The organism is Streptomyces sp. bgisy159 (assembly GCF_057707805.1).
Window position 1 is genome coordinate 69,275 of record NZ_JBYIQX010000003.1, and the last position, 21,482, is coordinate 90,756.

Consider the following 21,482-nt stretch of genomic DNA (forward strand, 5'->3'; position numbering starts at 1 on the left):
TGCCTTCCAATCCGTAAGGGCCGACGCTTACTTGAGCTGGTCCGCCGTGTAGTAGCCGCCGTCGACCAGGACCTGGGTGTAGTTGGTCTTGTCGACGCTGACCGGCTTCAGCAGGTAGGCGGGGACGACCTTGGCGCCGTTGTCGTAGGTCTTGGTGTCGTTGGTCTCCGGCGTCTTGCCGTTGAGCGCCGCGTCGACCATGTTCGAGGCGACCTTGGCCAGCTCGCGGGTGTCCTTGTAGACGGTCATCGTCTGCTCGCCCGCGATGATGGACTTCACGGAGGCCAGCTCGGCGTCCTGACCGGTGACGACCGGCAGCGGCTTGGAGCCGGAGCCGTAGCCGTCCGACTTCAGCGCCGACAGGATGCCGATGGAGATGCCGTCGTACGGCGACAGCACCGCGTCGACGCGGGCGCTCTGGTACGACTTGGTGAGGATGTCGTCCATGCGCCGCTGGGCGGTGGCGCCGTCCCAGCGCAGCGTGGTGACCTGGTTGATCTCGGTCTGGCCGGACTTGACGACGAGCTTCTTGCTGTCGATGTACGGCTTCAGGACGCTCATCGCGCCGTTGAAGAAGTACTTGGTGTTGTTGTCGTCGTTCGAGCCGGCGAACAGCTCGATGTTGAACGGGCCCTTGCCGTCCTTCAGGCCCAGCTTGTCGACGATGTAGTTCGCCTGGAGCTCGCCGACCTTGCTGTTGTCGAAGGAGGCGTAGTAGTCGACGTTCGGCGTGCCGAGGATGAGGCGGTCGTACGCGATGACCGGGATGCCGGCGTCCTTCGCCTGCTTGAGGACGTTGTTGAGCGACTTGTTGTCGATCGCGGCGACGATCAGCGCCTTGACGTTCTGCGTGATCAGGTTCTCGATCTGGGAGACCTGCTGGTCGGGGTCGTCCTCGCCGTAGACCAGCTTGGTCTCGTAGCCCTTGGACTCCAGGTCCTTCTTGACGTTGTTGCCGTCGGCGATCCAGCGCTCGGAGGACTTGGTCGGCATCGCGATGCCGATGGTGCCGCCCTTGGCGGACCCCTTGTCCTCCTTGCTGCCGCCCTCGCTGTTCTGGCCGCAGGCGGTCAGGGTGAGCGCGAGGGAGGCGGCTCCGGCTATGGCGGCGAGGGCGGCTCTGCGAGTACGCATGATCATCATCCTTGATGTGGGTGGGGCGGGGTTCGGTCCGGGTGGTTCGGGGGCTGTCGGAGGGCCGGGCGGGAGGACCGAGGTGGCGTGTGTGGGATTGTGTTGGGCTGCGTCTGCTTTTGTGAAGCCGTGGTGTTCGAAACGTTATGCGGACGTTTCGAAACGCCTCAGCTCGCCCGGCCTGCGGGACCCGAGCGGCGCCATGTCGCCGTCGGCTCCGTGCCTGGCCAGCAGGTCCAGCGCCAGCCGGCCGCGCCGCACCCGCTCCTTCGCGGTGGACAGCGTCAGCTCGCGCATGTGGTGGCCGTACGGATAGATCCCCGGGGCCTTGGACAGGCCGAACTTCAGGTAGAGCGGGGAACCCCGCCGGATCAGCTCGGCGACCTCGTACATCCGGACATATCCGCCCAGATCGTCGGGTGCCTCGATGTACATGTCCATGGGCGCCGCGGACACCCTGCGGATCTCCGTGAGGTGGTCCAGCGTCAGATCGCTGGGCACGTTGATCGAGTCACCGCCGAGTCGTTCGTAGACGGCGAAGGACGCCGGGTTGACCGGCCCGATGAGCGCGGACACCTTGAGCGTGGTGTCCGCCGGCAGGATCCCGGCCGCCCGCGCCCGGTGCAGCGTCCACAGCACGCCCTCGTCGGCGACCAGGAGGCACTGGACGCCCAGCTCGGTCGCCCGGACCGCGTCCTCCACGCAGCCGGCCACGGCGTCGTGGCCCCGGGCGCGCAGCCCGGCCCCGCGTGAGTCGGTGCGCACCGATGCGCCGGTGTCCCAGGTGCCGCGCGGCCCGGTGAACAGGCAGAGCTCGATGTCCCGCTCGCCGGTGGCCTCCACCATCTCGGTGATCTCGGCATCGGTGAGCATCCAGACGCCGCTGCCCTGGCTGATCCGGTGGATCGGCACGTCGAGCCGCGAGGCTTCCTTGAGGACGACGGCCAGCGCCTCGGGGCCCTCGCACGAGGGGATCTCGGTGCGCCAGCGGCCGCCGCCCGGGAAGGAGTGGGGCGAGGCGTCGGCGGGGTCGAGGGCGGGCCCGCCCAGGCCGAGCGCGGCGAGCGCCTGCTCGCCGGGCCTGCGGGCTGCCGTAACGGGAGCGTCGGTCACAGGGTGTCCTTAGTGTTCGATATATCGGACGAGGTTCGCGGCTCAGGGTGCGGGGGGCTACGGAGGGGGCCGGCGCGGGCGCCGGGCTGTCGGGCGGGCGGCCCCGCGCGGGCGTGCGGCTAGGGACGCAGCAGTACCTTGCCCACCTTCGGATCGCCGGACCCCACCAGCTCGATGGCCTCCGAGAACTCGGCCAGCGGCAGCTCGTGGGTGACCAGCGGCAGCGGATCGAGCAACCCGGCGGCGAACACCCGTACCGTGTGCGACCAGGCATCCGGCGGCGCCCCGAAGACGGTGTGCACCTCCAGCTGCCGTACGACGAGATCGGTCGGGTCCAGACCCTCCGCGCCCGGCGCCGGGATGCCGGTCAGCACCAGCCGCCCGCCGCGCCGCAGCAGACCGGCGGCGGTCCGCGCCGCGGAGGCCGACCCGGCGGTCTCGACGACGACGTCGAAGTCGCCCGGCAGTTCCTGGTCCCTGGTCCGGAAGTCCGTCGCGCCGAACCGCCGGGACAGCGCCTCCCGGTCCCGCCGGGTGCCCACCACCAGCAGCTCGGCGGGCGAGCCCGCCCGCAGGAACTGCACGGCGAACATGCCCAGCGTGCCGGTGCCCACGACCGCGACCCGCTCGCCGGGCCGGGCGCCCGCCCTGAGCGCGGCGGCCGCGATGCAGGCGGCCGGTTCCAGCAGCGCGGCGGCGGTCAGGTCGGCGTCGTCCGGCAGCACGTGCAGCAGCCGGGCCGGCAGGGTCAGCGTGGCGGCCATGGCCCCCGGCTGGGTGAACCCGGTCTCCTCGTAGCCGTCCGTGCACAGCGTGGTCTCGCCGGCGTGGCAGCGGTCGCACACCTGGCAGTTGCGGAAGCCCTCGCCGACCACCTTGCGGCCCACCAGCGAGGCCGGCACCCCGGCGCCCACCGCCCGTACCGTCCCGGACCACTCGTGGCCGGGCGTCAGCGGGTAACGGACGTACCCCTCGGGCCGGTTGCCCTGGTACACCTCGCGGTCGCTGCCGCAGATCCCCACCGCGTGGACGCCGACCAGCGCCTCGCCGGGGCCGGGCTCGCGCGGGGTGTGTTCGACGAGCCGGTGCTCGCCGGGCGCCTCGACCAGGACCTCGGAGCTCACTTGGTGCCCTTCGGCTTGCGCTGCTCCCAGCCCTCGGCCCACAGGTCGAACCGGGCCTGCTGCTGCGGGAACTCGGCCGCCGCGTCGACGTCCAGCTCGACGCCGAGGCCCGGCGCGTCGGAGAGGTGGAAGCAGCCGTCCTCGGGGTCCACCTGCGGGGCGCCCTTGACGACCTTCTTGATCTCCGCGTCGGCGAAGTCGTTGAAGTGTTCGAGGACCTTGAAGTTGGGCGAGGTGAAACCGACCTGGAGGGAGGCGGCGGTGAGCACCGATCCGCCCACGTTGTGCGGGGCGACCAGCATGTAGTGGGTCTCGGCGGTGGCGGCCAGCTTGCGGGTCTCCCAGATGCCGCCGATGTGGCCGACGTCGGGCTGGATGATGTCCACGGCCTGGCTCTCGAAGAGCTCGCGGAACTCGATGCGGTCGTGGATGCGCTCGCCGGTGGCGACCGGGACGTCCACCTTCGCGGCGACCTTCTCCAGCGCCTTGAGGTTCTCCGGCGGGCAGGGCTCCTCCAGCCAGGCCGGCTTGAACGGTGCCAGCTCCTTGGCCAGCCGGACGGCGGTGGCGGGCGAGAACCGGCCGTGCATCTCCAGCATCAGCTCGGCGTCCGGCCCGATGGCGTCGCGCACGGCCTCGATCAGCGAGACGGCGTACAGGGTCTGCTCGTGGTCCAGCTCGAAGTGCCCGGTGCCGAAGGGGTCGATCTTGAGCGCCCGGTAACCGCGCTCCATGACCCCCTGGGCGGCCTTGTGGTAGGCCTCCGGGGTCCGCTCGGTGGTGTACCAGCCGTTGGCGTACGCCTTGACCTTGTCGGTCACCTTGCCGCCGAGCAGCTGCCACACCGGCACGCCCAGCGCCTTGCCCTTGATGTCCCAGCAGGCCATCTCGATGACGGCGATGCCCGACATCACGATCTCACCCGCACGGCCGTAGTCGCCGTACTTCATCCGGCGGACCAGGTCTTCCAGGGCGAACGGGTCGGAGCCCAGAATGTGGTTCGTCTCGGCCTCCCTGAGGTAGCCGATCAGCGCGTCGGTGTGACCCAGCATCCGGGTCTCACCGACGCCCGTGATGCCCTCGTCGGTGTGCACCTGGACATAGGTCAGGTTCCGCCAGGGGGTCCCGACCACATGAGTGCTGATTCCGGTGATGCGCACGGCAGTTGTCCCTCGCTGCTTCGTCGACGCTGTTCGAGATTTCGTCACACGTTCGAAATGCTGGCGTGACAGTAAGGATGGCGGGTGGGGGGTGTCAATGGGTCGAACACATAACGGTTTCGACAGTTTCGGCGGCATTACCCCGGCGGAGCCGATCGTTTCCCACACAACCTTCACAGGCGGCGCTAGGAACCCCGCCGGTCCGGAACTTAGTCTTCCCGCGTCATGGACTACTGCCACCCGTGCCGCAGGCACCTCAACGGCGCCCTCGCCTGCCCGGGGTGCGGCACCCCCTCCGAAGCGCTGCACGCGTACGCGCCCGAGTACGCGTACGCGTACGGAGAATCGCGGGGGGCGGGGTACGCGCAGGTGTCCCACGCGCAGGAGGCCCACCCGGCGGACGCGCCGAGGGTGCCCGCGCAGGCGGTGCGGGAGCCGGCCGCGGAGTACCCGGGCGACCGGTCCGGTACCGTGCCCGCCCCCGTCGACCCGGCGGCCCCCGCCCACGCGACCGCACCCACCGACCCCACCGCATCCACCGGTCCCACCGCTTTCACCGCCCCGACCGCAGCCGCCGCCCCGGCGGCCCCCGCCGATCCGGCCGTGTCCCCCCGCCCGGCCACGTCCGCCGGTCCGGACCCGGAAGGCCGGCCGGACCCGTCACCGGCAGCCGGAGGCGACGCGGAGCAGGACTGTGACGAGCCGCCCGGCCCCCGCGCCGCCCGGCGCGACCGCAAGGCCGCAGCACACCGAAGGCGCCGCCGCCGGGCCGCGCTGGTCGCCGCCGGCTTCGTGCTCGCGGCGGGCGGCCTCAGCCTGGCCGAACTCGGCATCGACGCACCGGGGTTCTCCTCCCCGAACCCGTCCACGAACGGCGGCGAGTCCGCCGAGATCGACGGCGACGACGCGACGGCCCCGGGCACCTCGCCCGGTCCGCAGGACAGCCCCCGGGACGCCGCCTCCGGAACCCCGGTCTCCGCCGGACCGTCCGCCTCCGACTCCGCGTCCCCCTCCGCCTCCGCCTCCGCCTCGCGCAGCGCCTCCGCGTCGCCGTCCGACGACTCCGGCGCGGACACCGGTGCGACGGCACCCGGCACCACCCCGACGGCTCCCGGTGCCACCGCGGGCCCCGCCCCGGACCCCACCCCCACCGCCGGCGACCCGCCCGCCTCGTCCCCGTCACCGAAGCCGTCCCCGTCGCAGACCTGCGACCGGTTCCTGTGGTGGTGCACCTGAACCCGGGCGTCCCCGCCCGCCGGCCTACGCCATCCGGGCTATCGGTGACACCAACGCCTCCTCGCCGCAGTTGAGTCGAACGGGTACACCTCGCCGTACCGATCTCAGACGGCTCACGACCTCGGCATGCCGGGCACCACCCAGGTGGGGGCGAGCCCCAGGGACGTGTCGGCGGGTCGCACAGGGTTTGATCATGATGGGACGCGCAAGCAGCGGTCTGGGTGAGGAGAGCGGATGGCAGAGCAGATCCACGGCACCGTGGTCGAGGGTTTCGAGGCGGTGCGAGAGGAGTTCGCCGCGTTCGTGGCGAGGGAACGGCCCGACTACGAGGGCCAGTTGTGCGCCTACGTACACGGCAGGCGGGTCGTCGACCTCTGGGCGGGGCAAGGGGTGGGACCCGACTCCCTGTACGGCGTCTTCTCGTCCACCAAGGGCGCCGCCCATCTGGTCGTCGCGCTGCTGGTCCAGGACGGCACGCTGGAGCTGGACCGCAGGGTGACGTACTACTGGCCCGAGTTCGCCGCCGAGGGCAAGGGCCAGCTGACCCTGCGCGACCTGCTCGCCCACCGCGCGGGGGTGGTGGGCGTGGACGCCGGATTCAGCCGGGAGGAACTGGCCGACGACCGGGCGCTGGCCGAACGGCTCGCCGACCAGCGGCCGTTCTGGCGTCCGGGCACCGCGTTCGGCTACCACGCGCTGGTCATCGGCGCGCTGTCCGGAGAGGTGGTGCGCCGGGCGACCGGCCGCACGCTGCAGGAGCTGTACGAGGACAGGGTGCGGGCGCCGTACGGCCTGGACTTCTTCCTGGGACTGCCGGCCGCGCACGAGCCGCGCTTCCGCTCCGTGCAGCCGATGGCGCCGACGCCCCGGCAGCGGGCGGAACTGGACGCGGTGCCGAGCGGCCCGCACACCCTGGGCTCGATCGCGTTCAACACCCAGGTGCCGGACCCGGCGGACCTGACGGACCACGCCAACTCCCGCACGGTGCGCGCCAAGGGACCGGCCTCGGCGGGCGGCGTCGCCTCCGCGCGCGGCCTCGCCGGGATGTACGCGGCGGCGATCGACGAGGTGGACGGGCGGCCCCCGCTGCTGAAGCCGGACACGGTCGCGGAGGTCGGGCAGATCCACTCGGTCGGGTACGACCTGGTCCTGCGGGCCCACAAGGCGTACGGCGTCGGCTTCCAGGCGACCGCCGAGACCTGGTACCCCTTCCTCGGTGCCGGCGCGTTCGGGCACAGCGGGGCCGGCGGCTCGCAGGCGTTCGCGGACCCGCGCAGCGGGCTGGCCTACGGGTACACCCGTCGCCGGACGGTGTTTCCCGGCGGGGCGGCACCGGAGAACGAACGGTTCGTGGCGGCGGTGCACCGGGCGGCGCAGGTCCGCTGACCGCGCACGGTGGAAGGCCGCACCCCACGTCCAAGGTGCGGCCTCCGTCGTACGCAACGAACGCGGTCAGGCGAGCGTCACGCTGATGTCGCCCCGCGTCGCCTTGGAGTACGGGCAGACCTGGTGGGCCTTCTTGACCAGGGTCCGGGCCGTCTCGGCGTCGACGTTCGGGATGTGCGCCGAGATCTCGACGACCAGGCCGAAGCCGTCGTCGTTCCTCCCGATGCCGACCTTGGCGGTGACGGTCGAGCCGGTGACGTCGGCGCCGTCCTGCCGGGCCACGACGCCCAGGGCACCCTGGAAGCAGGCGCTGTAGCCGGCGGCGAACAGCTGCTCCGGGTTGGTGCCGGCGCCGCTGCCGCCCATCTCGGCGGGCGGGTTCACGACGATGTCGAGCCTGCCGTCGTCAGTGGCGACGCGGCCGTCGCGGCCGTTCTCGGCGGTGGCTACGGCGGTGTACAGGACGTCGGACTGCTGAAGGGGCATGCGGTGGTCTCCTCCTCGGCCCGCCGCCGACTCGCGCCCACGATCGACGGCGGATTTCGGAAAGAACTTACCGCATGACGGAAAGATGGGGCCAGAGTCAGAGCTTGACGATCATCTTCCCGGTGTTGTCGCCGCGCAGGACGCCGAGGAACGCCTCCAGGGTGTTGTCGATGCCCTCGACCACCGTCTCGCGGTACTTCAGCGCACCCGAGGCGACCCAGGGGCCGACCTCCCGCACGAACTGCGGCTGCAGGTCGTAGTGGTCGCCGACCAGGAAGCCCTCGATGCGGCCGCGGGTCTGGATCAGCCGCGCGAGGTTGCGCGGGCCGGGCGCCGGCTCGGTGTTGTTGTAGACCGAGATCATGCCGCAGACCGCGATCCGTCCGCCCTCGTTGAGGGAGCCGATGGCCGCCTCCAGGTGGTCGCCGCCGACGTTGTCGAAGTACACGTCGACGCCGTCGGGGGCGGCGGCCCGCAGCTGCTCGCTCACCGGACCGTCCTTGTAGTTGAAGGCGGCGTCGAAGCCGTACTCCTCGACCAGCAGCTTCACCTTCTCGGCGGAGCCCGCGGACCCGATGACCCGGGAGGCGCCCTTGAGCCGGGCGATCTGGCCGACCTGGCTGCCCACGGCCCCGGCGGCACCGGAGACGAAGACCGAGTCGCCCTCCTTGAAGGCGGCGGTGCGCAGCAGCCCGGCGTAGGCGGTCAGGCCGGTCATGCCGAGCACGCCGAGGTACGTCGACAGCGGCGCGGCCTGCGGGTCGACCTTGACGGCGTGCTGGGCGTCCATCACCGCGTACTCGCGCCAGCCGGAGAAGTGCAGGACGTGGTCGCCGGCCGCGATGCCCTCCGCCTCGGAGGCGACGACCTCGCCGACCGCGCCGCCCTGCATCACCTTGCCCAGCTCGAACGGGGCGACGTAGGACTTGGCGGCGCTCATGCGGCCGCGCATGTACGGGTCGACGGACAGGTACCTGTTGCGCACCAGTACCTGGCCCGCGCCGGGCGCCGGGACCTCGGTCTCGACGAGGGCGAAGTCGTCGGGGGTGGGCCAGCCGACGGGACGGCTGAGCAGGTGCCACTCGCGGTTCTTCATGGGGGGAGCGCCTTCCGGTTTGCTTCAGTACCTGAAACAACCATGGAGGTGAATATTTCAGGTTGTCAAGTAAACGGTTATCCTGAAGCCATGGCCCCACCCCAGCAGACCCGTCGCCCCGACCCCCTGACCCTGGAGGTCGTCGAGCTCATCGGCGAGGTCGTGGCCCGCTACCACGCCGACTACGAGGAGGCCGCCGCCGGTCACTCCCTGACCGGCGCCCAGGCCAGGCTCCTCGGCCTGCTCTGCCTGGAGCCGCTGCCCATGCGCAAGCTGGCCCGGCGGCTCAAGTGCGAGCCGTCCAACGTCACCGGCATCGTCGACCGCCTGGAGGCCCGCGGCCTGGTCGAGCGCCGCCCGGACCCGGCCGACCGCCGTGTGAAGCTGGCCGCGGCGACGGCGGACGGCTGCCGCGTGGCACGGGAACTGCGCGAGTCCCTGCGCTTCGCCCGCGAACCGCTGGCCGGCCTCGACGACGGCGAACGCGAGGTGCTGCGCGGGCTGCTGCGGCGGATGCTGGACGCCTGAGCGGCGCCGCGTCGGCCCTACAGGCCCGCCCGGCTGCCGCGCCGTACGGGCCCGGTACAGCAGCGTCAGGTCACCCGGCGCCGCCGGCGGCGTCTCGAACAGCGCGCCGCTAGAGTTCCGTCCATGCGCGATCTCGGGGTGGGCTTCCGCCATCTGGTGGCCGGCCAGCGGTGGGTGACCCGGCACGGCAGGGCTTACGGGTTCGGGCTGCTGCCCGCCCTCATCACACTGGTGCTCTACTGTGCGGCACTGGTCGCGCTCGCCGTCTGGGGCGACGACCTCGTCGCCTGGGCGACGCCCTTCGCCGACGACTGGGCCAGCCCCTGGCAGGGCCTCTTCCGCGGCCTGCTCACCGCGGCGCTGTTCGTCCTCGGCCTGCTGCTCGCCGTCCTCACCTTCACCGCCGTGACCCTGCTCGTCGGCCAGCCCTTCTACGACGCCCTGTCCCAGGCCGTCGACCGCGACGTCTCGCCCGACGGCACCGCGCCCCAGTCCGGGCGGCCGCTCTGGCGCGAACTGTGGATCTCCGCCCGGGACAGCCTGCGGATCCTGGCGCGGGCCGGGCTGTGGGCGCTGCTGCTGTTCGCCGCGGGGTTCATCCCCTTCGCCGGGCAGAGCGTCGTACCGGTCGTCGGGCTCTTCGTCACCGGGTTCTTCCTCACCGAGGAGCTGACCGCGGTGGCCCTGCAGCGCCGACGCGTCGACCTGCGCGACCGGCTCGCCCTGCTGCGCGCCCGCAAGACCCTGGTCTGGGGCTTCGGCACGCCCCTGGCGCTCGCCTTCCTCGTCCCGTTCGTCGCCGTGTTCCTGATGCCGGGCGCCGTCGCGGGCGCCACGCTCATGGCCCGCGACCTGCTCGGCGAGGAGACCGGGGAGCCCGAGGACGCCGGCGACGGCACGGACGGCGACGACCGCGACAGCCCGCCCACGCTCACGAAGGATCACTCGCCCTGGTGACCGGGGTGCCCGCGTAGCCGTCGTCACCGGGCCGGCCGTCACCGCCCCGGCGCCGGCTCCGCGATGAGCGTCCGCCCGGCTCCGTCCCGGCCCCGGCGTCAGCCTCGTCCCGGCCCCGTCGCACCCGGCGACCGCGACGAGCGAGGAACGGCCTGTGCGGCCGGCCCGTCGCCCGGACGCCGGACCCGCGCCGCCGTCTCCCGCAGCTCCGCCACGAACCCCTCCGCCGCCACGAACTCCTCCGCCGTCGCGTCCCGCGCCCGGCCGCGGAGCGTCGCCGCGTACACCGCCCGTGCGGGGGCGCCCTCGGCGACATCATCAGCATCCGCACCTACCTCACGGACATCGACGGCCTACCCGAACACGGTGCCGTCCGCCGCGAGTTCCTCACCGGCACCCCGCCCACGAGCATGACCTTCGAGGTGCCCCGGCTGTTCCGCCCCGAGGCGGTGATCGAGATCGAGGCCGTGGCCGCCGTACCGCCCGCCGAGTGATACTGCCCCCATGAAGACGGCCAACCTGGGTGTCCTGTTCCTCGTCGAGCTCGGCGCCCTGGGGGCCGCCGCCTACTGGGGGGCCACCGTCGCGTGGCCGCTCGCCGTCGCCGCCCCGGTGGTCCTCGCCGCGCTGTGGGCGCTGTTCGGCTCGCCGCGCGCCCGGTACCGGACCAGTGGCGCGGGCCGGGCCGGCTTCGAGGTGCTGTGGTTCGGGGCGGGAGTGGCCGCCCTGGTGGCCGCCGGCGCTCCCGGCTGGGCCCTGGCCCTCGCGCTCACGTGCGGGGCGAGCAAGGCGCTGGCCGTCCGCTGGGGGCAGTGACCGACCCCGGCGGCAACCCTCCTCATGTGTGAGGGAGTCGTACGAAACTCGGCCGGAACGGCCATGCAGCCGTCCGGCGGCGGCTACCGTCGAGGGCAGCCCCGGCCGGGGACCTGACCCCTGGCCGGGGCTCGTGGCGTCCACGGCCGTGAGTCAGCGCACCCCGAAGCCGTACACCGTCTCCGAGCGGTAGACCTGACCCGGCCGCAGCACGGTGCTCGGGAACTCCGGGCGGTTGGGGGAGTCCGGGAAGTGCTGGGCCTCCAGCGCCACACCCGCCCCGGGAACCAGCGGCTCCGGCAGATGGTCCCCGGTGTAGACCTGCAGGCCCGGCTCGGTCGTCGCCACCGTCAGCACCCGCCCGGACGCCGGGTCGCACAGCTCCGCGACCTCCACCGCCGCGGCCGTGACGCCTTTGTCCAGCACGAAGTTGTGGTCGTAGCCGGTGCCGAGCTTGCGGGCCGTGCGGAAGTCGAAGCGGGTCCCGGTCACCTCCGCGAGCGCACCCGTCGGGATCAGGTCCGCGTCGACCGGCGTGTGACGGGAGGCCGCCAGCCGCAGCTCGTGCCCGGCGGCGTTCCCCGAGCCGGACAGGTCGAAGTAGCCGTGGTGGGTGAGGTTCACCACGGTCGGCGCGTCCGTGACCGCCTCGTACGCGAACCGCAGCGCGCCCGCCGCGTCCAGTGTGCAGGTCACCGCCACCTCCAGCCGCCCGGGGAAGCCCTCCTCACCGTCCTCGGCGACCCGGCTCAGCCGCACCCCGTGCTCGACCGGCTCCACGTCCCACACCCGCTTGTCGAAACCCCGCGCGCCGCCGTGCAGCGAGTGGGGACCGTCGACGGGCTCCAGGGCGTACGCCACGCCGTCCAGCCGGAACCGGGCGTGCGCGATCCGGTTGGCGTACCGGCCGATCAGGGCGCCCAGGAAGGGTTCGGGGGTGGCGAGGTAGCCGTCCAGGTCCGCGAACCCCAGCACCACGTCCGCCGTCCGCCCGTCGCGGTCCGGGACCTCCACGGACTGCACGATTCCGCCGTACGACAGGATCCGCACCCGGGTGCCCGCCCGCTCCAGCGTCCAGCGGTGCACCGGCGTGCCGTCGGAAAGTGTTCCGAAGTGTTCGCTCATGGGCGGAACTCTAGGTCAGTCCGCCTTGGCCGTGACATGACGGTAAGCGATCTCCGCCAGCCGCGCCTGGCCGTTCTTGCTGGGGTGGAACCAGTCCCAGTGGCTCAGCTGGTCGGTGCCGAACCGGTACTCGTACACGGCGCCGTCGTCGAACCGGCACCGGCGGTCCTTCGCGCACACCTGCGACAGCACCCGGTTGTAGTCCTCCACCCGCCGCTGCACGGTCGCCCGCCGCAGCGTCGCCGCCGAGTCCAGCGCGTCCGCGTCGCCCAGCATCGAGGGACACACACCCAGCTTCCACACCTGTTTGCCCAGCGGATTGGTGCGCCCCTGGGACCACAGCCGCTTCAGGTTCGGCACGCTGGCCACGTACACCTGTGCGCTGGGCGCCGTGCGCCGCAGCGTGCTCATCGCGCGCTCGAAGTCCGCCCGGAAGTCCGCCACCGGGGTCATCGCCTCCGGCGAGGCGCGACACGCGTCGTTGGCCCCCGCCATCACCGTGACCAGCCCCGGCCTGCGCGCCGCCGCCCGCGCCATCTGGCCCGGCAGGTCCGCCATCCGGGCGCCGGTCGCCGCGTAGTTCCAGCTGTGCGTGGCCGCCCGCGCCTTGCCCAGCAGCCGCACCGCGAGACTGTTCACCTCGCTGCTGGCGCCCGTCGCCCAGGACACCTCCGGGCAGTCCGTGAGAATGCCGCAGGCGTCGAATCCGCGGGTGATGGAGTCCCCGACGGCCGCCACGGAGGCGGGGCTGGCGTCCCACAGCGAGGACGGCGACGCGGACGGCTTCGCCTGCCGGGCCGGGGTGCCCGTGGGGCCGGGGGAGTCCCCGCCCACCGCGTCGCAGCCGGCCAGCCCGACCACCGCCGCCGTGACGACGGCCACCGCCCGCACCCGCGGGTTCCGCTTGAGCATCCCTCGCCTCTCCCTCGCCTCGCCTCTCCGCACCACCGGGCCGGGCGGTCGACCGGCCCCACCCATGACAACGTCCGAGGGTTCCCGCCCCGGCCCCAGAGCCCACAAGATGCAACGCGGCACACCCGTACACGCGTCCCCCCGGGTGAATGGCGGGCGTTTCGCGGCACCGGGACCGACGGTACGTCACACTCCTTGAGCCGCCGCAGGGTAGCCTCGCCATCAACGCGGCTGCTGCCATGACCGCAGCCACCCCGGCCCGCAAGACGACCCGCCTGCCCGGAGGTCCCGGTGACGACACGTGGAGTTCTGTACGTGCACTCCGCGCCGCGCGCGCTGTGCCCGCACGTCGAGTGGGCCGTCGCCGGGGTGCTCGGCACCCGCGTCAGCCTCGACTGGATCCGCCAGCCCGCCGCCCCCGGCACCTGGCGCTCGGAGTTCTCCTGGCTGGGCGAGGCGGGCACCGCCTCCAAGCTGGCCTCCGCGCTGCGCGGTTGGCAGCTGCTCCGCTTCGAGGTCACCGCCGAGCCCTGCGCCGCCGCCGAGGGCGAGCGCTACAGCTGCACCCCCGACCTCGGCATCTTCCACGCCGTCACCGGCATCCACGGCGACATCCTCATCCCCGAGGACCGCCTGCGCGCGGCCCTGCTCCGCAGCCAACGCGGCGAGACCGACCTTGAGGGCGAGTTGTCCAAGCTGCTCGGCAAGCCCTGGGACGACGAACTGGAACCGTTCCGGTACGCGGGCGAGGGCGCGCCCGTGCGCTGGCTTCACCAGGTGGTCTGAAAGACCCTGAGGGGCAGCGCGGCTCAGGGGCGCGGGGAACCGCGCGAGCAACCCACCAGGACCCGCACCCGGCATCCGACGGGCGAGACAACGACGAGTGGCCCGGCCTCACCGAGGAGCCGGGCCACAAACCGTCGGAGCGGCGCCGTCAGACCGTACGGAACGCCAGCACCACGTTGTGCCCGCCGAACCCGAACGAGTCGTTGAGCGCGGCGATACGGCCCTGAACGGGCAGCTTCCGGGCCTCCCCGCGCACGATGTCCGCGTTCGCCTCCGCCTCGGGGTCGAGACGGTCGACGTTGATGGTCGGCGGAGCCACCCGGTGGTACAGGGCGAGCACGGTCGCGACCGACTCGACGCCACCGGCACCGCCGAGCAGATGACCCGTCATCGACTTGGTCGCCGACACCGCGATGTGGTCGGTGTCGTCGCCGAACACCTTGCGCAGCGCCTTCAGCTCGGCCACGTCACCGGCCGGCGTCGACGTCGCGTGCGCGTTGACGTGCACGATCTCCGCCGGGTCCAGGTCGGTGCGGTCCAGCAGGTTCTGCAGGGCGTGCGAGATGCCCCGCCCCTCCGGCTCCGGCTGCACGATGTCGTGCGCGTCGGCCGAGATGCCCTGGCCGACCGCCTCCGCGTACACCCGCGCGCCGCGCCGGGCCGCGTGCTCGGCGGACTCCAGGACGATCACACCCGCGCCCTCGCCGAGGACGAAGCCGTCCCGGTCGACGTCGTAGGGGCGCGAGGCGCCCTGCGGGTCCTCGTTGTTCTTGGACATCGCCATCATGTTGCCGAACGCGGCGATCGGCAGCGGGTGGATGGCGGCCTCCGTACCCCCGGCGACGACGACGTCGGCGCGGCCGGTACGGATCATCTCGATGGCGTAGCCGATGGCCTCGGCGCCGGACGCGCAGGCGGAGACCGGCGTGTGCACGCCCGCGCGGGCGCCCACCAGCAGACCCACGTTCGCGGAGGGGCTGTTGGGCATCAGCATCGGCACGGTGTGCGGGGAGACGCGGCGGACGCCCTTGTCCTTCAGCACGTCGTACTGGTCGAGGAGGGTGGTCACGCCGCCGATGCCGGAGGCGATGACCGCACCCAGGCGGTCGGGGTCGACGGAGCCGTCCTCGCCCGCCTTGCCGGTGAACCCGGCGTCCTTCCAGGCTTCCTGGGCCGCGACCAGCGCGAACTGCGCCGAGCGGTCCAGCTTGCGGGCCTGCGGCCGCGGGATGACCTCGGTGGGCTCCACGGCGACCGGGGCCGCGATCTTGACGGCCTGTTCGGCCGCCCAGTCCTGCTCCAGGGGCTTGACGCCGGACTTGCCGGCGACGAGGCCCTCCCAGGTAGAGGCTGCGTCGCCACCCAGCGGTGTGGTTGCGCCGATACCGGTGACGACCACGGTGCGATTGGTCGGGCTCACGGGAAATCTTTCTCCAACGTTACGAGGATCAGCGGCGCCACCGCCGGGTGGCGGGGCAGGCAGCCAGCGGCTGGATCAGCCCTGGTGCTTGAGGATGTATTCGGTCGCGTCGCCGACCGTCTTGAGGTTCTTCACGTCCTCGTCCGGGATCTTCACGTCGAAGCGCTCTTCGGCGGCGACGACGACCTCGACCATGGACAGCGAGTCGACGTCCAGGTCGTCGGTGAAGGACTTGTCCAGCTGGACGTCCTCAACCGGGATCCCGGCGATCTCGTTCACGATCTCGGCGAGACCGGCGACGATCTCTTCCTGAGTGGCGGCCATGTCGGCGCTCCTTCGTAGATGTTCCAGAGGGTGTGGCGGTGTACACCGTGCCAGACCGCATGATCCGGCACGGAGTGCCTAGGGGAGGGTAACGACCGTCGCGGCGTACACGAGACCCGCCCCGAATCCGATGACGAGCGCCGTGTCGCCGCTCTTCGCCTCGCCGGTCGCCAGGAGCCGCTCCATCGCGAGCGGGATCGAGGCGGCCGAGGTGTTGCCGGTGGTGCGCACGTCGCGGGCGACCGTGACGTGCTCCGGCAGCTTGAGAGTCTTCACCATCGAGTCGATGATCCGCTCGTTGGCCTGGTGCGGGATGAAGACGTCCAGGTCGGCGGGGCTGATGCCGGCCGCGTCGAGGGCCTGCTGGGCGACCTTCGCCATCTCGAAGACGGCCCAGCGGAACACCGCCTGGCCCTCCTGGGTGATGGCGGGGAACCGCTCCACCGCGCCGTCGCGGTAGTCCGTCCACGGCACGGTCTGCTTGATGGTCTCCGACTTGTCGCCCTCGGAACCCCACACCGTCGGGCCGATCGCCGGCTCGGTGGCCGGGCCGACCACGACGGCGCCCGCGCCGTCGCCGAACAGGAAGGCCGTCGCGCGGTCCTCCAGGTCGGTCAGGTCGGACAGCCGTTCCACGCCGATGACCAGGACGTACTCCGCGGAGCCCTCCACGATCATGCCCTTGGCGAGGGTCAGGCCGTAGCCGAAGCCCGCGCAGCCGGCCGAGATGTCGAAGGCGGCGGCCTTGTCGGTGCCCAGCTTGTCGGCGATCTCGGTGGCGACGGCCGGGGTCTGCTTGAAGTGCGAGACCGTCGAGACGACCACGGCGCCGATCTGCTCGGCGGTGATCCCCGCGTCCGCGATCGCCTTGCCGGCCGCCTCCACGGACATGGCGCCGACGGTCTCCTCGTCGTTCGCCCAGTGCCGGGTCTCGATGCCGGAGCGGGAGCGGATCCACTCGTCCGAGGAGTCGATGTTCTCCAGGATGACCTCGTTGGGCACCACCCGGGTGGGCCGGTAGCCGCCGACGCCGAGGATGCGCGCGTACGGGGCGCCCTTGCTGGGTGTGATCTTCGCCATCGGGGCTCCTTGTCAGGCGTGCTCGGCGATGAGCTCGCGAGCGGCGTCCAGATCGTCGGGGGTCTTCAGCGCCAGGGTCTTCACCCCGGGCAGGGCGCGCTTGGCCAGGCCGACCAGGGTGCCACCGGGGCAGACCTCGACGATCGCGGTCGCGCCGAGCTCCTTGAAGGTCTCCATGCACAGGTCCCAGCGGACCGGGTTGGCGACCTGGCCGACCAGCCGCTCCAGCACCTCGGCGCCGGTGGCGACGGTCCGCCCGTCCTTGTTGGAGACGTAGGTGAAGTTCGGGTCGGCGGGCGTCAGGGCCCCGGCGGCCTCGGCCAGCGCCTCGACGGCCGGGCCCATGTGGTGCGTGTGGAAGGCGCCGGCGACCTTGAGCGCGACGACCTTGCGGACGCCCTCGGGCTTGTCCTCCTCCAGCGCGGCCAGCTGCTCCAGGGTGCCCGCGGCGACGATCTGCCCGGCCCCGTTGATGTTCGCCGGGGTCAGGCCCAGCTTCTCCAGGTGGGCGATCGACGTCTCGGGGTCGCCGCCGAGCAGCGCCGACATGCCGGTCTCGGTGATCGCGGCGGCCTCGGCCATCGCCAGACCTCGCTTGCGCACGAGCGTCAGGGCGGCGGTGTCGTCGAGGACGCCCGCGAAGGCGGCCGCGGTGATCTCACCGACGCTGTGTCCCGCCACGGCGCCCGGCGCGCCCGCCGCGTCAGCGGCTGAGGTCGCGGTGCCGAGTGCCGAGGCGGACAGGAGCCCGGCGGCGACCAGCAGCGGCTGGGCGACGGCCGTGTCCCGGATCTCGTCCGCGTCGGCCTTGGTGCCGTAGTGGGCGAGGTCGAGGCCGATGGCGTCCGACCAGGCGGCGACGCGGTCGGCGGCACCGGGCAGTTCGAGCCAGGGAGTCAGGAAGCCGGGCGTCTGGGCGCCCTGGCCGGGAGCGACGAGTACGAGCACTCTCACACTCTCTCTTGGGGACGGCCACGGCCGCCCGTGGGGACAGGGACGAAGAACAGCAGGGGGTTTTGTGGAGCCCCGACAAATACCTACGCCTGGGGATCCCCGTCGGCAAGACGCCCCAGGATCAGTGCGATCCGCAGCGTGAACGCCGAGCGTACATCGGACGGCGACCAGCCGGTGACGTCAGTCACACGTCGGAGCCGGTAGCGCACGGTGTTGGGATGCACGAACAGCATCCGCGCCGCACCCTCCAGACTGGACGCCTGTTCGAGGTAGACGGAGAGGGTCTCCAGCAGCGCCGACCCCGCCTCCTCCAGCGGTCTGTAGATCTCCTCCACCAACTGCTCGCGCGCGCTGGGATCACCGGCGATCGCGCGCTCCGGCAGCAGATCGTCCGCCAGGACCGGACGGGGCGCGTCCTGCCAGGCGGAACAGGCCTTCAGACCGGCCGCGGCGGCCTGCGCGGACCGGGTCGCGGTCAGCAGGTCGGGGACCACCGGCCCGGCCACCACCGGCCCCACGGCGAACGGCCCGATCAGGGACTTCGCCACGGCCAGCGGGTTGTCGCTGCCGCCCGCGATGACCACCAGCCGCGCACCCAGCACGCCCGTGAGCACCTGGAGCTTGGCGTGCCGGGCGGCCCGCCGGATGGCCTCCACGGTCAGTTCGGAGTCACCGTCGGGGGCGTTGCCCAGCACCACGCACACGTGCTCCGGCGCGTTCCAGCCGAGCGCCGCGGCCCGGGACACGGCCCCCTCGTCCGCCTCCCCGCTGAGCACCGCGTTGACCACCAGCGACTCCAGCCGCGCGTCCCAGGCACCGCGTGCCTCGGCGGCCTGGGCGTACACCTGCGCGGTGGCGAAGGCGATCTCCCGGGCGTACACCAGCAGCGCCTCGCGCAGCACGCTCTCGTCGCCCGGGGCCGCGACCTCGTCGATCGCGCTCTCCATGACCTCGATGGTGGTGCGCACCATCTCCACGGTCTGGCGCAGGGTGATGGCCCGGGTCAGCTCGCGCGGGGCGGTGCCGAACACATCGGTGGAGATGGCCTGCGGGGCGTCGGGGTGCCGGAACCACTCGGTGAACGCCGCGATGCCGGCCTGCGCCACCAGACCGATCCAGGAACGGTTCTCCGGGGGCATCGCCCGGTACCACGGGAGGGTCTCGTCCATGCGCGCGATGGCCTGGGCGGCGAGCGCTCCGGAGGACTTCTCCAGCCGTTTCAGGGTCGCGGCGTGCGCATGCACACCGGGCATCGGGGGTTCGGTCTTGCTGGCTTCGGGTTCGGGCACGGGACAAGACTGCCTTATCGGGCCGACCCTGTGTGGAGCCGGGTCGCAGGTGAGAGCTCCACGACACCCGGGCCCCGGCTACCGTGGGGCACGTGATGGACGTACGGCGCGCCGACGAGCGCTACAGGGGCGGGGACCCGGCGGCCGGGATCGACACCCGTCACGCCTTCTCCTTCGGGCCCCACTACGACCCGGACAACCTCCGCTTCGGCGCGCTGATCGCCTGCAACGAGGAGCGGCTCGCCCCCGGCGCCGGCTTCGAGGAGCACCCGCACAGCCATACCGAGATCGTCACCTGGGTCGTCGAGGGGGAGCTGACGCACCGTGACTCCACCGGCCACGAGACCCGGGTCCGCCCCGGCGACGTCCAGCGGCTGAGCGCCGCGTCGGGAGTACGCCACACCGAGCGCAACGCCGGACCGGAGCCGCTGACGTTCGTGCAGATGTGGCTGGCCCCGCTCAGCCCCGGCGGCGAGCCGTCGTACGAGCTGGTGCCCGGCATCGCCGACGCCACGCCGTACGCCCTGCCCGCCGCCGGCGCGCTGCTGCACGTGCGGCGGCTGGGCACCGGCGAGCGCACCGCGCTGCCGGACGCGCCCCGCGTCTACGTCCACGTCGTACGCGGCACCGTCGGGCTCGGCCCGCACCGGCTGGGGCCGGGGGACGCGGCGCGGGCCGCCGACGAGAAGGAGTTGGAGCTCGCCGCCGTCGGCGGCCCGGCCGAGGTGCTGGTGTGGGAGATGCGGGGCTGAGCGCGGTCAGCTGTCGGTGGGTTCCTCGGCGTTGCGCCAGATCGTGAGGTCCACCGTCACGTAGTTGCTCGGGTCGCTCGCGGGAGCCGTGCCCTGGTAGGTGACCAGGGCGATGTGTCCCGAGCCGGTATGCACGCAGAACTGACTGCCTTGGGACAGCTGTGACAGCGAGATCCGCTCGGCGTACCGGGTCTCCTCGCGGCAGGTCTTCAGAGAGCCTGGTTGAGCGTTGTTCAGCAGGACCACTTTCTCGCCCTGGCTGCCGAGCTCCTTGCCGTAGAGCGAGTCGTAGTAGAGGTCGGCATCATCGTTGTTGTAGGGAGTCCCGTCCTCGAGCGGTTTCGGCGGTGAGTCCGCGAAGCGGACGTAGTAGTCCATGGGGATGTTGATCGCCTTGAACGTTACCGGCTTCGGATCCGGCACGGGCTTGGGATCCGCTCCCGTTCCGGTGTTCGTGGTGCTGTCGCCGCTGCCGTCCGTCGAGGAACTCGCGGAGTCGGCGGTGTCGTCGAGAGTGCCGATGAACGACGCGCAGCCGCCGATCCACACCAGCCCCGCCACCACCGCGATGGTGTAGCCGATCCACCTGCTCCTCTTCTTCGGCGGCGGCAGCGGCTGCGGCCGCCACCCCGGCTGCGGACCGAACGGCGGCTGCGGCGCGGTCGGCGGACCGAACGCGGGCCGGAACTGCGGCTGAGCCGCCGGGGGCGGGTACGCGGGCCCGGGCGGTACGTGCGCGGCGGGCGCCGTCGGGACCACGTGGACCGGGGGCGCGGTCGGCGTGGGCGGCGTCGCCGGCGCCGGGGGCGTGTCGGGCCGGGTGACGGGGGCGGTGGGCGCGGACGCCTGCGGGGCGACCGTGGGGGCCGCCGCGAGGGCGGCGGACGCCGACACCCGCTGGGTGATCTGCTCGGTGATCGCCGCCGGCAGCCAGGAACCGGACTGGCGCAACGGGGTTGGCGACGCCTCCTGGCACAGGGAGATGATCTCGGCGGGGGAGGGCCGGTCGGCGGGGTTCTTCGCCAGGCAGCGCGCGATGAAGCCGAGCTGCCCGGGCAGCCCGCTGAGATCGGGCTCCTCGTGGACGATCCGGTACAGCACGGCGTGCGAGGGGCCGTCGCCGTACGCCCCCTGCCCCCGTGCCGCGAAGGCGGCGACCTGGCCGAGGGCGAAGAGGTCCGAGGCGGGCTTGATCTCCGCGCCGGCGGCCTGCTCCGGCGACATGAAGGCCGGGGTGCCGATGGAGACGCCGGTACCGGTCAGCGCGGTCGCGTCGGCGGCGCGGGCGATGCCGAAGTCGATGACGCGGGGGCCGTCGCCGGCCAGCAGCACGTTGGACGGCTTCAGGTCGCGGTGCACGATGCCCGCGCCGTGGATCACCGACAGCGCCTCCGCCATCCCGGCGAGCAGCAGCAGGACGGACGGGACCGGCAGCGGGCCGTGCTCGCCGACGGCCGACGCCAGCGAGGGTCCGGCCACATAGGCGGTGGCGAGCCAGGGCAGGTCGCCCTCGGTGTCGTAGTCGATGACGGGGGCGGTGTACAGCCCCTGCACCCGCTGCGCGGCCTCGACCTCCTGCCGGAAGCGGCGCCGGAACTGCGGGTCCTCGCTCAGCTCGGGCCGGATCGTCTTGAGGGCGATCGGGTGACCGCCCGGCGTGTACGACAGGTACACCGTGCCCATGCCGCCGGAACCGAGCCGCGCGGCGAGCCGGTACGCCGCCACGGAGGCCGGGTCGCCGGCCTCCAACGGGCGGAACTGTCCGCCCGGTTCTACCCCTGCCATTGCTCCCCCGAAGTCCCTG

At 72.5% G+C, this 21,482-nt stretch carries 22 protein-coding genes; 8 read left to right on the forward strand and 14 right to left on the reverse strand.

The features are described 5' to 3' along the window. Positions 1–27: 27 nt before the first annotated feature. The 4 genes from chvE to AC3ET3_RS04240 all read right to left on the reverse strand — a co-directional run bounded on the left by chvE (position 28) and on the right by AC3ET3_RS04240 (position 4,531). Positions 28–1,134 carry a multiple monosaccharide ABC transporter substrate-binding protein gene (gene chvE / locus AC3ET3_RS04225; protein WP_432139270.1) on the reverse strand — a complete coding sequence of 369 codons (1,107 nt, stop codon included), beginning with the start codon at positions 1,132–1,134 and terminating at the stop codon, positions 28–30. 144 nt (positions 1,135–1,278) lie between these two features. After that, on the reverse strand, positions 1,279–2,247 hold the full coding sequence (locus AC3ET3_RS04230; protein ID WP_432139269.1) for a hypothetical protein: 969 nt from the start codon (positions 2,245–2,247) through the stop codon (positions 1,279–1,281). Between the two features lie 119 nt (positions 2,248–2,366). Beyond that, positions 2,367–3,371, reverse strand: coding sequence for a zinc-dependent alcohol dehydrogenase (locus AC3ET3_RS04235; protein ID WP_435611649.1), 1,005 nt, complete (start codon positions 3,369–3,371; stop codon positions 2,367–2,369). Then, positions 3,368–4,531, reverse strand: a complete 1,164-nt coding sequence (locus tag AC3ET3_RS04240) for a mandelate racemase/muconate lactonizing enzyme family protein (RefSeq protein ID WP_432139267.1) — start codon at positions 4,529–4,531, stop codon at positions 3,368–3,370. The genes AC3ET3_RS04235 and AC3ET3_RS04240 overlap by 4 nt, the downstream gene beginning before the upstream one ends. A 225-nt stretch (positions 4,532–4,756) precedes the next feature. On the opposite strand from AC3ET3_RS04240, the gene AC3ET3_RS04245 reads away from it, so the two are divergent. Together AC3ET3_RS04245 and AC3ET3_RS04250 are read left to right on the forward strand one after the other, a co-directional pair. Further along, positions 4,757–5,767, forward strand: coding sequence for an SCO2400 family protein (locus AC3ET3_RS04245; RefSeq protein WP_435611650.1), 1,011 nt, complete (start codon positions 4,757–4,759; stop codon positions 5,765–5,767). Between the two features lie 234 nt (positions 5,768–6,001). Further along, positions 6,002–7,153, forward strand: coding sequence for a serine hydrolase domain-containing protein (locus AC3ET3_RS04250; RefSeq protein ID WP_432139265.1), 1,152 nt, complete (start codon positions 6,002–6,004; stop codon positions 7,151–7,153). A 66-nt stretch (positions 7,154–7,219) separates the two neighbouring features. On the opposite strand, the gene AC3ET3_RS04255 is transcribed toward AC3ET3_RS04250, so the two are convergent. Both AC3ET3_RS04255 and AC3ET3_RS04260 read right to left on the reverse strand, forming a co-directional pair. Continuing rightward, positions 7,220–7,639 carry an organic hydroperoxide resistance protein gene (locus AC3ET3_RS04255; protein WP_432157978.1) on the reverse strand — a complete coding sequence of 140 codons (420 nt, stop codon included), beginning with the start codon at positions 7,637–7,639 and terminating at the stop codon, positions 7,220–7,222. A gap of 97 nt (positions 7,640–7,736) precedes the next feature. Next, positions 7,737–8,735 carry an NADP-dependent oxidoreductase gene (locus AC3ET3_RS04260; RefSeq protein ID WP_432139263.1) on the reverse strand — a complete coding sequence of 333 codons (999 nt, stop codon included), beginning with the start codon at positions 8,733–8,735 and terminating at the stop codon, positions 7,737–7,739. Positions 8,736–8,825: 90 nt separating this feature from the next. Here AC3ET3_RS04260 and AC3ET3_RS04265 point away from each other — a divergent pair, with 90 nt between their 5' ends. The 4 genes from AC3ET3_RS04265 to AC3ET3_RS04280 all read left to right on the forward strand — a co-directional run bounded on the left by AC3ET3_RS04265 (position 8,826) and on the right by AC3ET3_RS04280 (position 11,036). Then, positions 8,826–9,263: a MarR family winged helix-turn-helix transcriptional regulator gene (locus tag AC3ET3_RS04265; protein ID WP_432139262.1), complete on the forward strand. Its 438-nt coding sequence runs from the start codon at positions 8,826–8,828 to the stop codon at positions 9,261–9,263. Between the two features lie 123 nt (positions 9,264–9,386). Next, complete coding sequence (locus tag AC3ET3_RS04270) at positions 9,387–10,220, forward strand: EI24 domain-containing protein (protein ID WP_435611651.1); 834 nt, start codon at positions 9,387–9,389, stop codon at positions 10,218–10,220. A 344-nt stretch (positions 10,221–10,564) separates the two neighbouring features. Continuing rightward, entirely contained in the window at positions 10,565–10,714 is a 150-nt protein-coding gene (locus AC3ET3_RS04275; protein WP_432157985.1) for a hypothetical protein, read from the forward strand. A gap of 10 nt (positions 10,715–10,724) precedes the next feature. Then, positions 10,725–11,036: a DUF2568 domain-containing protein gene (locus AC3ET3_RS04280; RefSeq protein ID WP_432139260.1), complete on the forward strand. Its 312-nt coding sequence runs from the start codon at positions 10,725–10,727 to the stop codon at positions 11,034–11,036. A 153-nt stretch (positions 11,037–11,189) separates the two neighbouring features. Here the strand turns inward: AC3ET3_RS04280 and AC3ET3_RS04285 are convergent, their stop codons facing one another. Together AC3ET3_RS04285 and AC3ET3_RS04290 are read right to left on the reverse strand one after the other, a co-directional pair. Continuing rightward, positions 11,190–12,161: an aldose epimerase family protein gene (locus AC3ET3_RS04285; RefSeq protein WP_435611652.1), complete on the reverse strand. Its 972-nt coding sequence runs from the start codon at positions 12,159–12,161 to the stop codon at positions 11,190–11,192. A 15-nt stretch (positions 12,162–12,176) separates the two neighbouring features. After that, entirely contained in the window at positions 12,177–13,073 is an 897-nt protein-coding gene (locus tag AC3ET3_RS04290; RefSeq protein WP_435611653.1) for an SGNH/GDSL hydrolase family protein, read from the reverse strand. A 291-nt stretch (positions 13,074–13,364) separates the two neighbouring features. On the opposite strand from AC3ET3_RS04290, the gene AC3ET3_RS04295 reads away from it, so the two are divergent. Further along, on the forward strand, positions 13,365–13,859 hold the full coding sequence (locus tag AC3ET3_RS04295; RefSeq protein ID WP_432139257.1) for a DUF3145 domain-containing protein: 495 nt from the start codon (positions 13,365–13,367) through the stop codon (positions 13,857–13,859). A 148-nt stretch (positions 13,860–14,007) separates the two neighbouring features. On the opposite strand, the gene fabF is transcribed toward AC3ET3_RS04295, so the two are convergent. From fabF to AC3ET3_RS04320, 5 genes are all read right to left on the reverse strand, one after another. After that, a complete protein-coding gene (gene fabF, locus AC3ET3_RS04300) occupies positions 14,008–15,279 on the reverse strand; it encodes a beta-ketoacyl-ACP synthase II (protein ID WP_432139256.1) in 1,272 nt (423 codons plus the stop codon). A 75-nt stretch (positions 15,280–15,354) separates the two neighbouring features. After that, positions 15,355–15,603, reverse strand: a complete 249-nt coding sequence (locus tag AC3ET3_RS04305; RefSeq protein ID WP_073951948.1) for an acyl carrier protein — start codon at positions 15,601–15,603, stop codon at positions 15,355–15,357. Between the two features lie 78 nt (positions 15,604–15,681). Continuing rightward, on the reverse strand, positions 15,682–16,683 hold the full coding sequence (locus AC3ET3_RS04310) for a ketoacyl-ACP synthase III (RefSeq protein ID WP_432139255.1): 1,002 nt from the start codon (positions 16,681–16,683) through the stop codon (positions 15,682–15,684). A 12-nt stretch (positions 16,684–16,695) separates the two neighbouring features. Then, positions 16,696–17,631 (reverse strand): ACP S-malonyltransferase, encoded by a 936-nt coding sequence (locus tag AC3ET3_RS04315; RefSeq protein WP_432139254.1) that lies wholly within the window; start codon positions 17,629–17,631, stop codon positions 16,696–16,698. Between the two features lie 89 nt (positions 17,632–17,720). Further along, a complete protein-coding gene (locus tag AC3ET3_RS04320) occupies positions 17,721–18,926 on the reverse strand; it encodes a PucR family transcriptional regulator (RefSeq protein WP_432139253.1) in 1,206 nt (401 codons plus the stop codon). Between the two features lie 95 nt (positions 18,927–19,021). Between AC3ET3_RS04320 and AC3ET3_RS04325 the strand changes: the two genes are divergently transcribed. Next, positions 19,022–19,678, forward strand: coding sequence for a pirin family protein (locus AC3ET3_RS04325; RefSeq protein ID WP_432139298.1), 657 nt, complete (start codon positions 19,022–19,024; stop codon positions 19,676–19,678). A 6-nt stretch (positions 19,679–19,684) separates the two neighbouring features. Here AC3ET3_RS04325 and AC3ET3_RS04330 read toward each other — a convergent pair whose 3' ends face one another. Then, the gene (locus AC3ET3_RS04330) at positions 19,685–21,463 is read right to left on the reverse strand and encodes a serine/threonine-protein kinase (protein ID WP_432139252.1); all 1,779 of its coding nucleotides are present in this window, start codon (positions 21,461–21,463) and stop codon (positions 19,685–19,687) included. Between the last annotated feature and the right edge of the window lie 19 nt (positions 21,464–21,482).

Excerpts from the sequence above, each read along its gene's own strand:
- AC3ET3_RS04310 (WP_432139255.1), bottom strand. The coding sequence starts at position 16,683 with ATGGCGAAGATCACACCCAGCAAGGGCGCCCCGTACGCGCGCATCCTC.
- chvE (WP_432139270.1), bottom strand. The coding sequence starts at position 1,134 with ATGCGTACTCGCAGAGCCGCCCTCGCCGCCATAGCCGGAGCCGCCTCC.
- AC3ET3_RS04290 (WP_435611653.1), bottom strand. The coding sequence starts at position 13,073 with ATGCTCAAGCGGAACCCGCGGGTGCGGGCGGTGGCCGTCGTCACGGCG.
- AC3ET3_RS04270 (WP_435611651.1), top strand. The coding sequence starts at position 9,387 with ATGCGCGATCTCGGGGTGGGCTTCCGCCATCTGGTGGCCGGCCAGCGG.
- AC3ET3_RS04285 (WP_435611652.1), bottom strand. The coding sequence starts at position 12,161 with ATGAGCGAACACTTCGGAACACTTTCCGACGGCACGCCGGTGCACCGC.
- AC3ET3_RS04250 (WP_432139265.1), top strand. The coding sequence starts at position 6,002 with ATGGCAGAGCAGATCCACGGCACCGTGGTCGAGGGTTTCGAGGCGGTG.
- AC3ET3_RS04265 (WP_432139262.1), top strand. The coding sequence starts at position 8,826 with ATGGCCCCACCCCAGCAGACCCGTCGCCCCGACCCCCTGACCCTGGAG.
- AC3ET3_RS04280 (WP_432139260.1), top strand. The coding sequence starts at position 10,725 with ATGAAGACGGCCAACCTGGGTGTCCTGTTCCTCGTCGAGCTCGGCGCC.
- AC3ET3_RS04255 (WP_432157978.1), bottom strand. The coding sequence starts at position 7,639 with ATGCCCCTTCAGCAGTCCGACGTCCTGTACACCGCCGTAGCCACCGCC.
- AC3ET3_RS04325 (WP_432139298.1), top strand. The coding sequence starts at position 19,022 with ATGGACGTACGGCGCGCCGACGAGCGCTACAGGGGCGGGGACCCGGCG.
- AC3ET3_RS04260 (WP_432139263.1), bottom strand. The coding sequence starts at position 8,735 with ATGAAGAACCGCGAGTGGCACCTGCTCAGCCGTCCCGTCGGCTGGCCC.
- AC3ET3_RS04330 (WP_432139252.1), bottom strand. The coding sequence starts at position 21,463 with ATGGCAGGGGTAGAACCGGGCGGACAGTTCCGCCCGTTGGAGGCCGGC.
- AC3ET3_RS04245 (WP_435611650.1), top strand. The coding sequence starts at position 4,757 with ATGGACTACTGCCACCCGTGCCGCAGGCACCTCAACGGCGCCCTCGCC.
- AC3ET3_RS04305 (WP_073951948.1), bottom strand. The coding sequence starts at position 15,603 with ATGGCCGCCACTCAGGAAGAGATCGTCGCCGGTCTCGCCGAGATCGTG.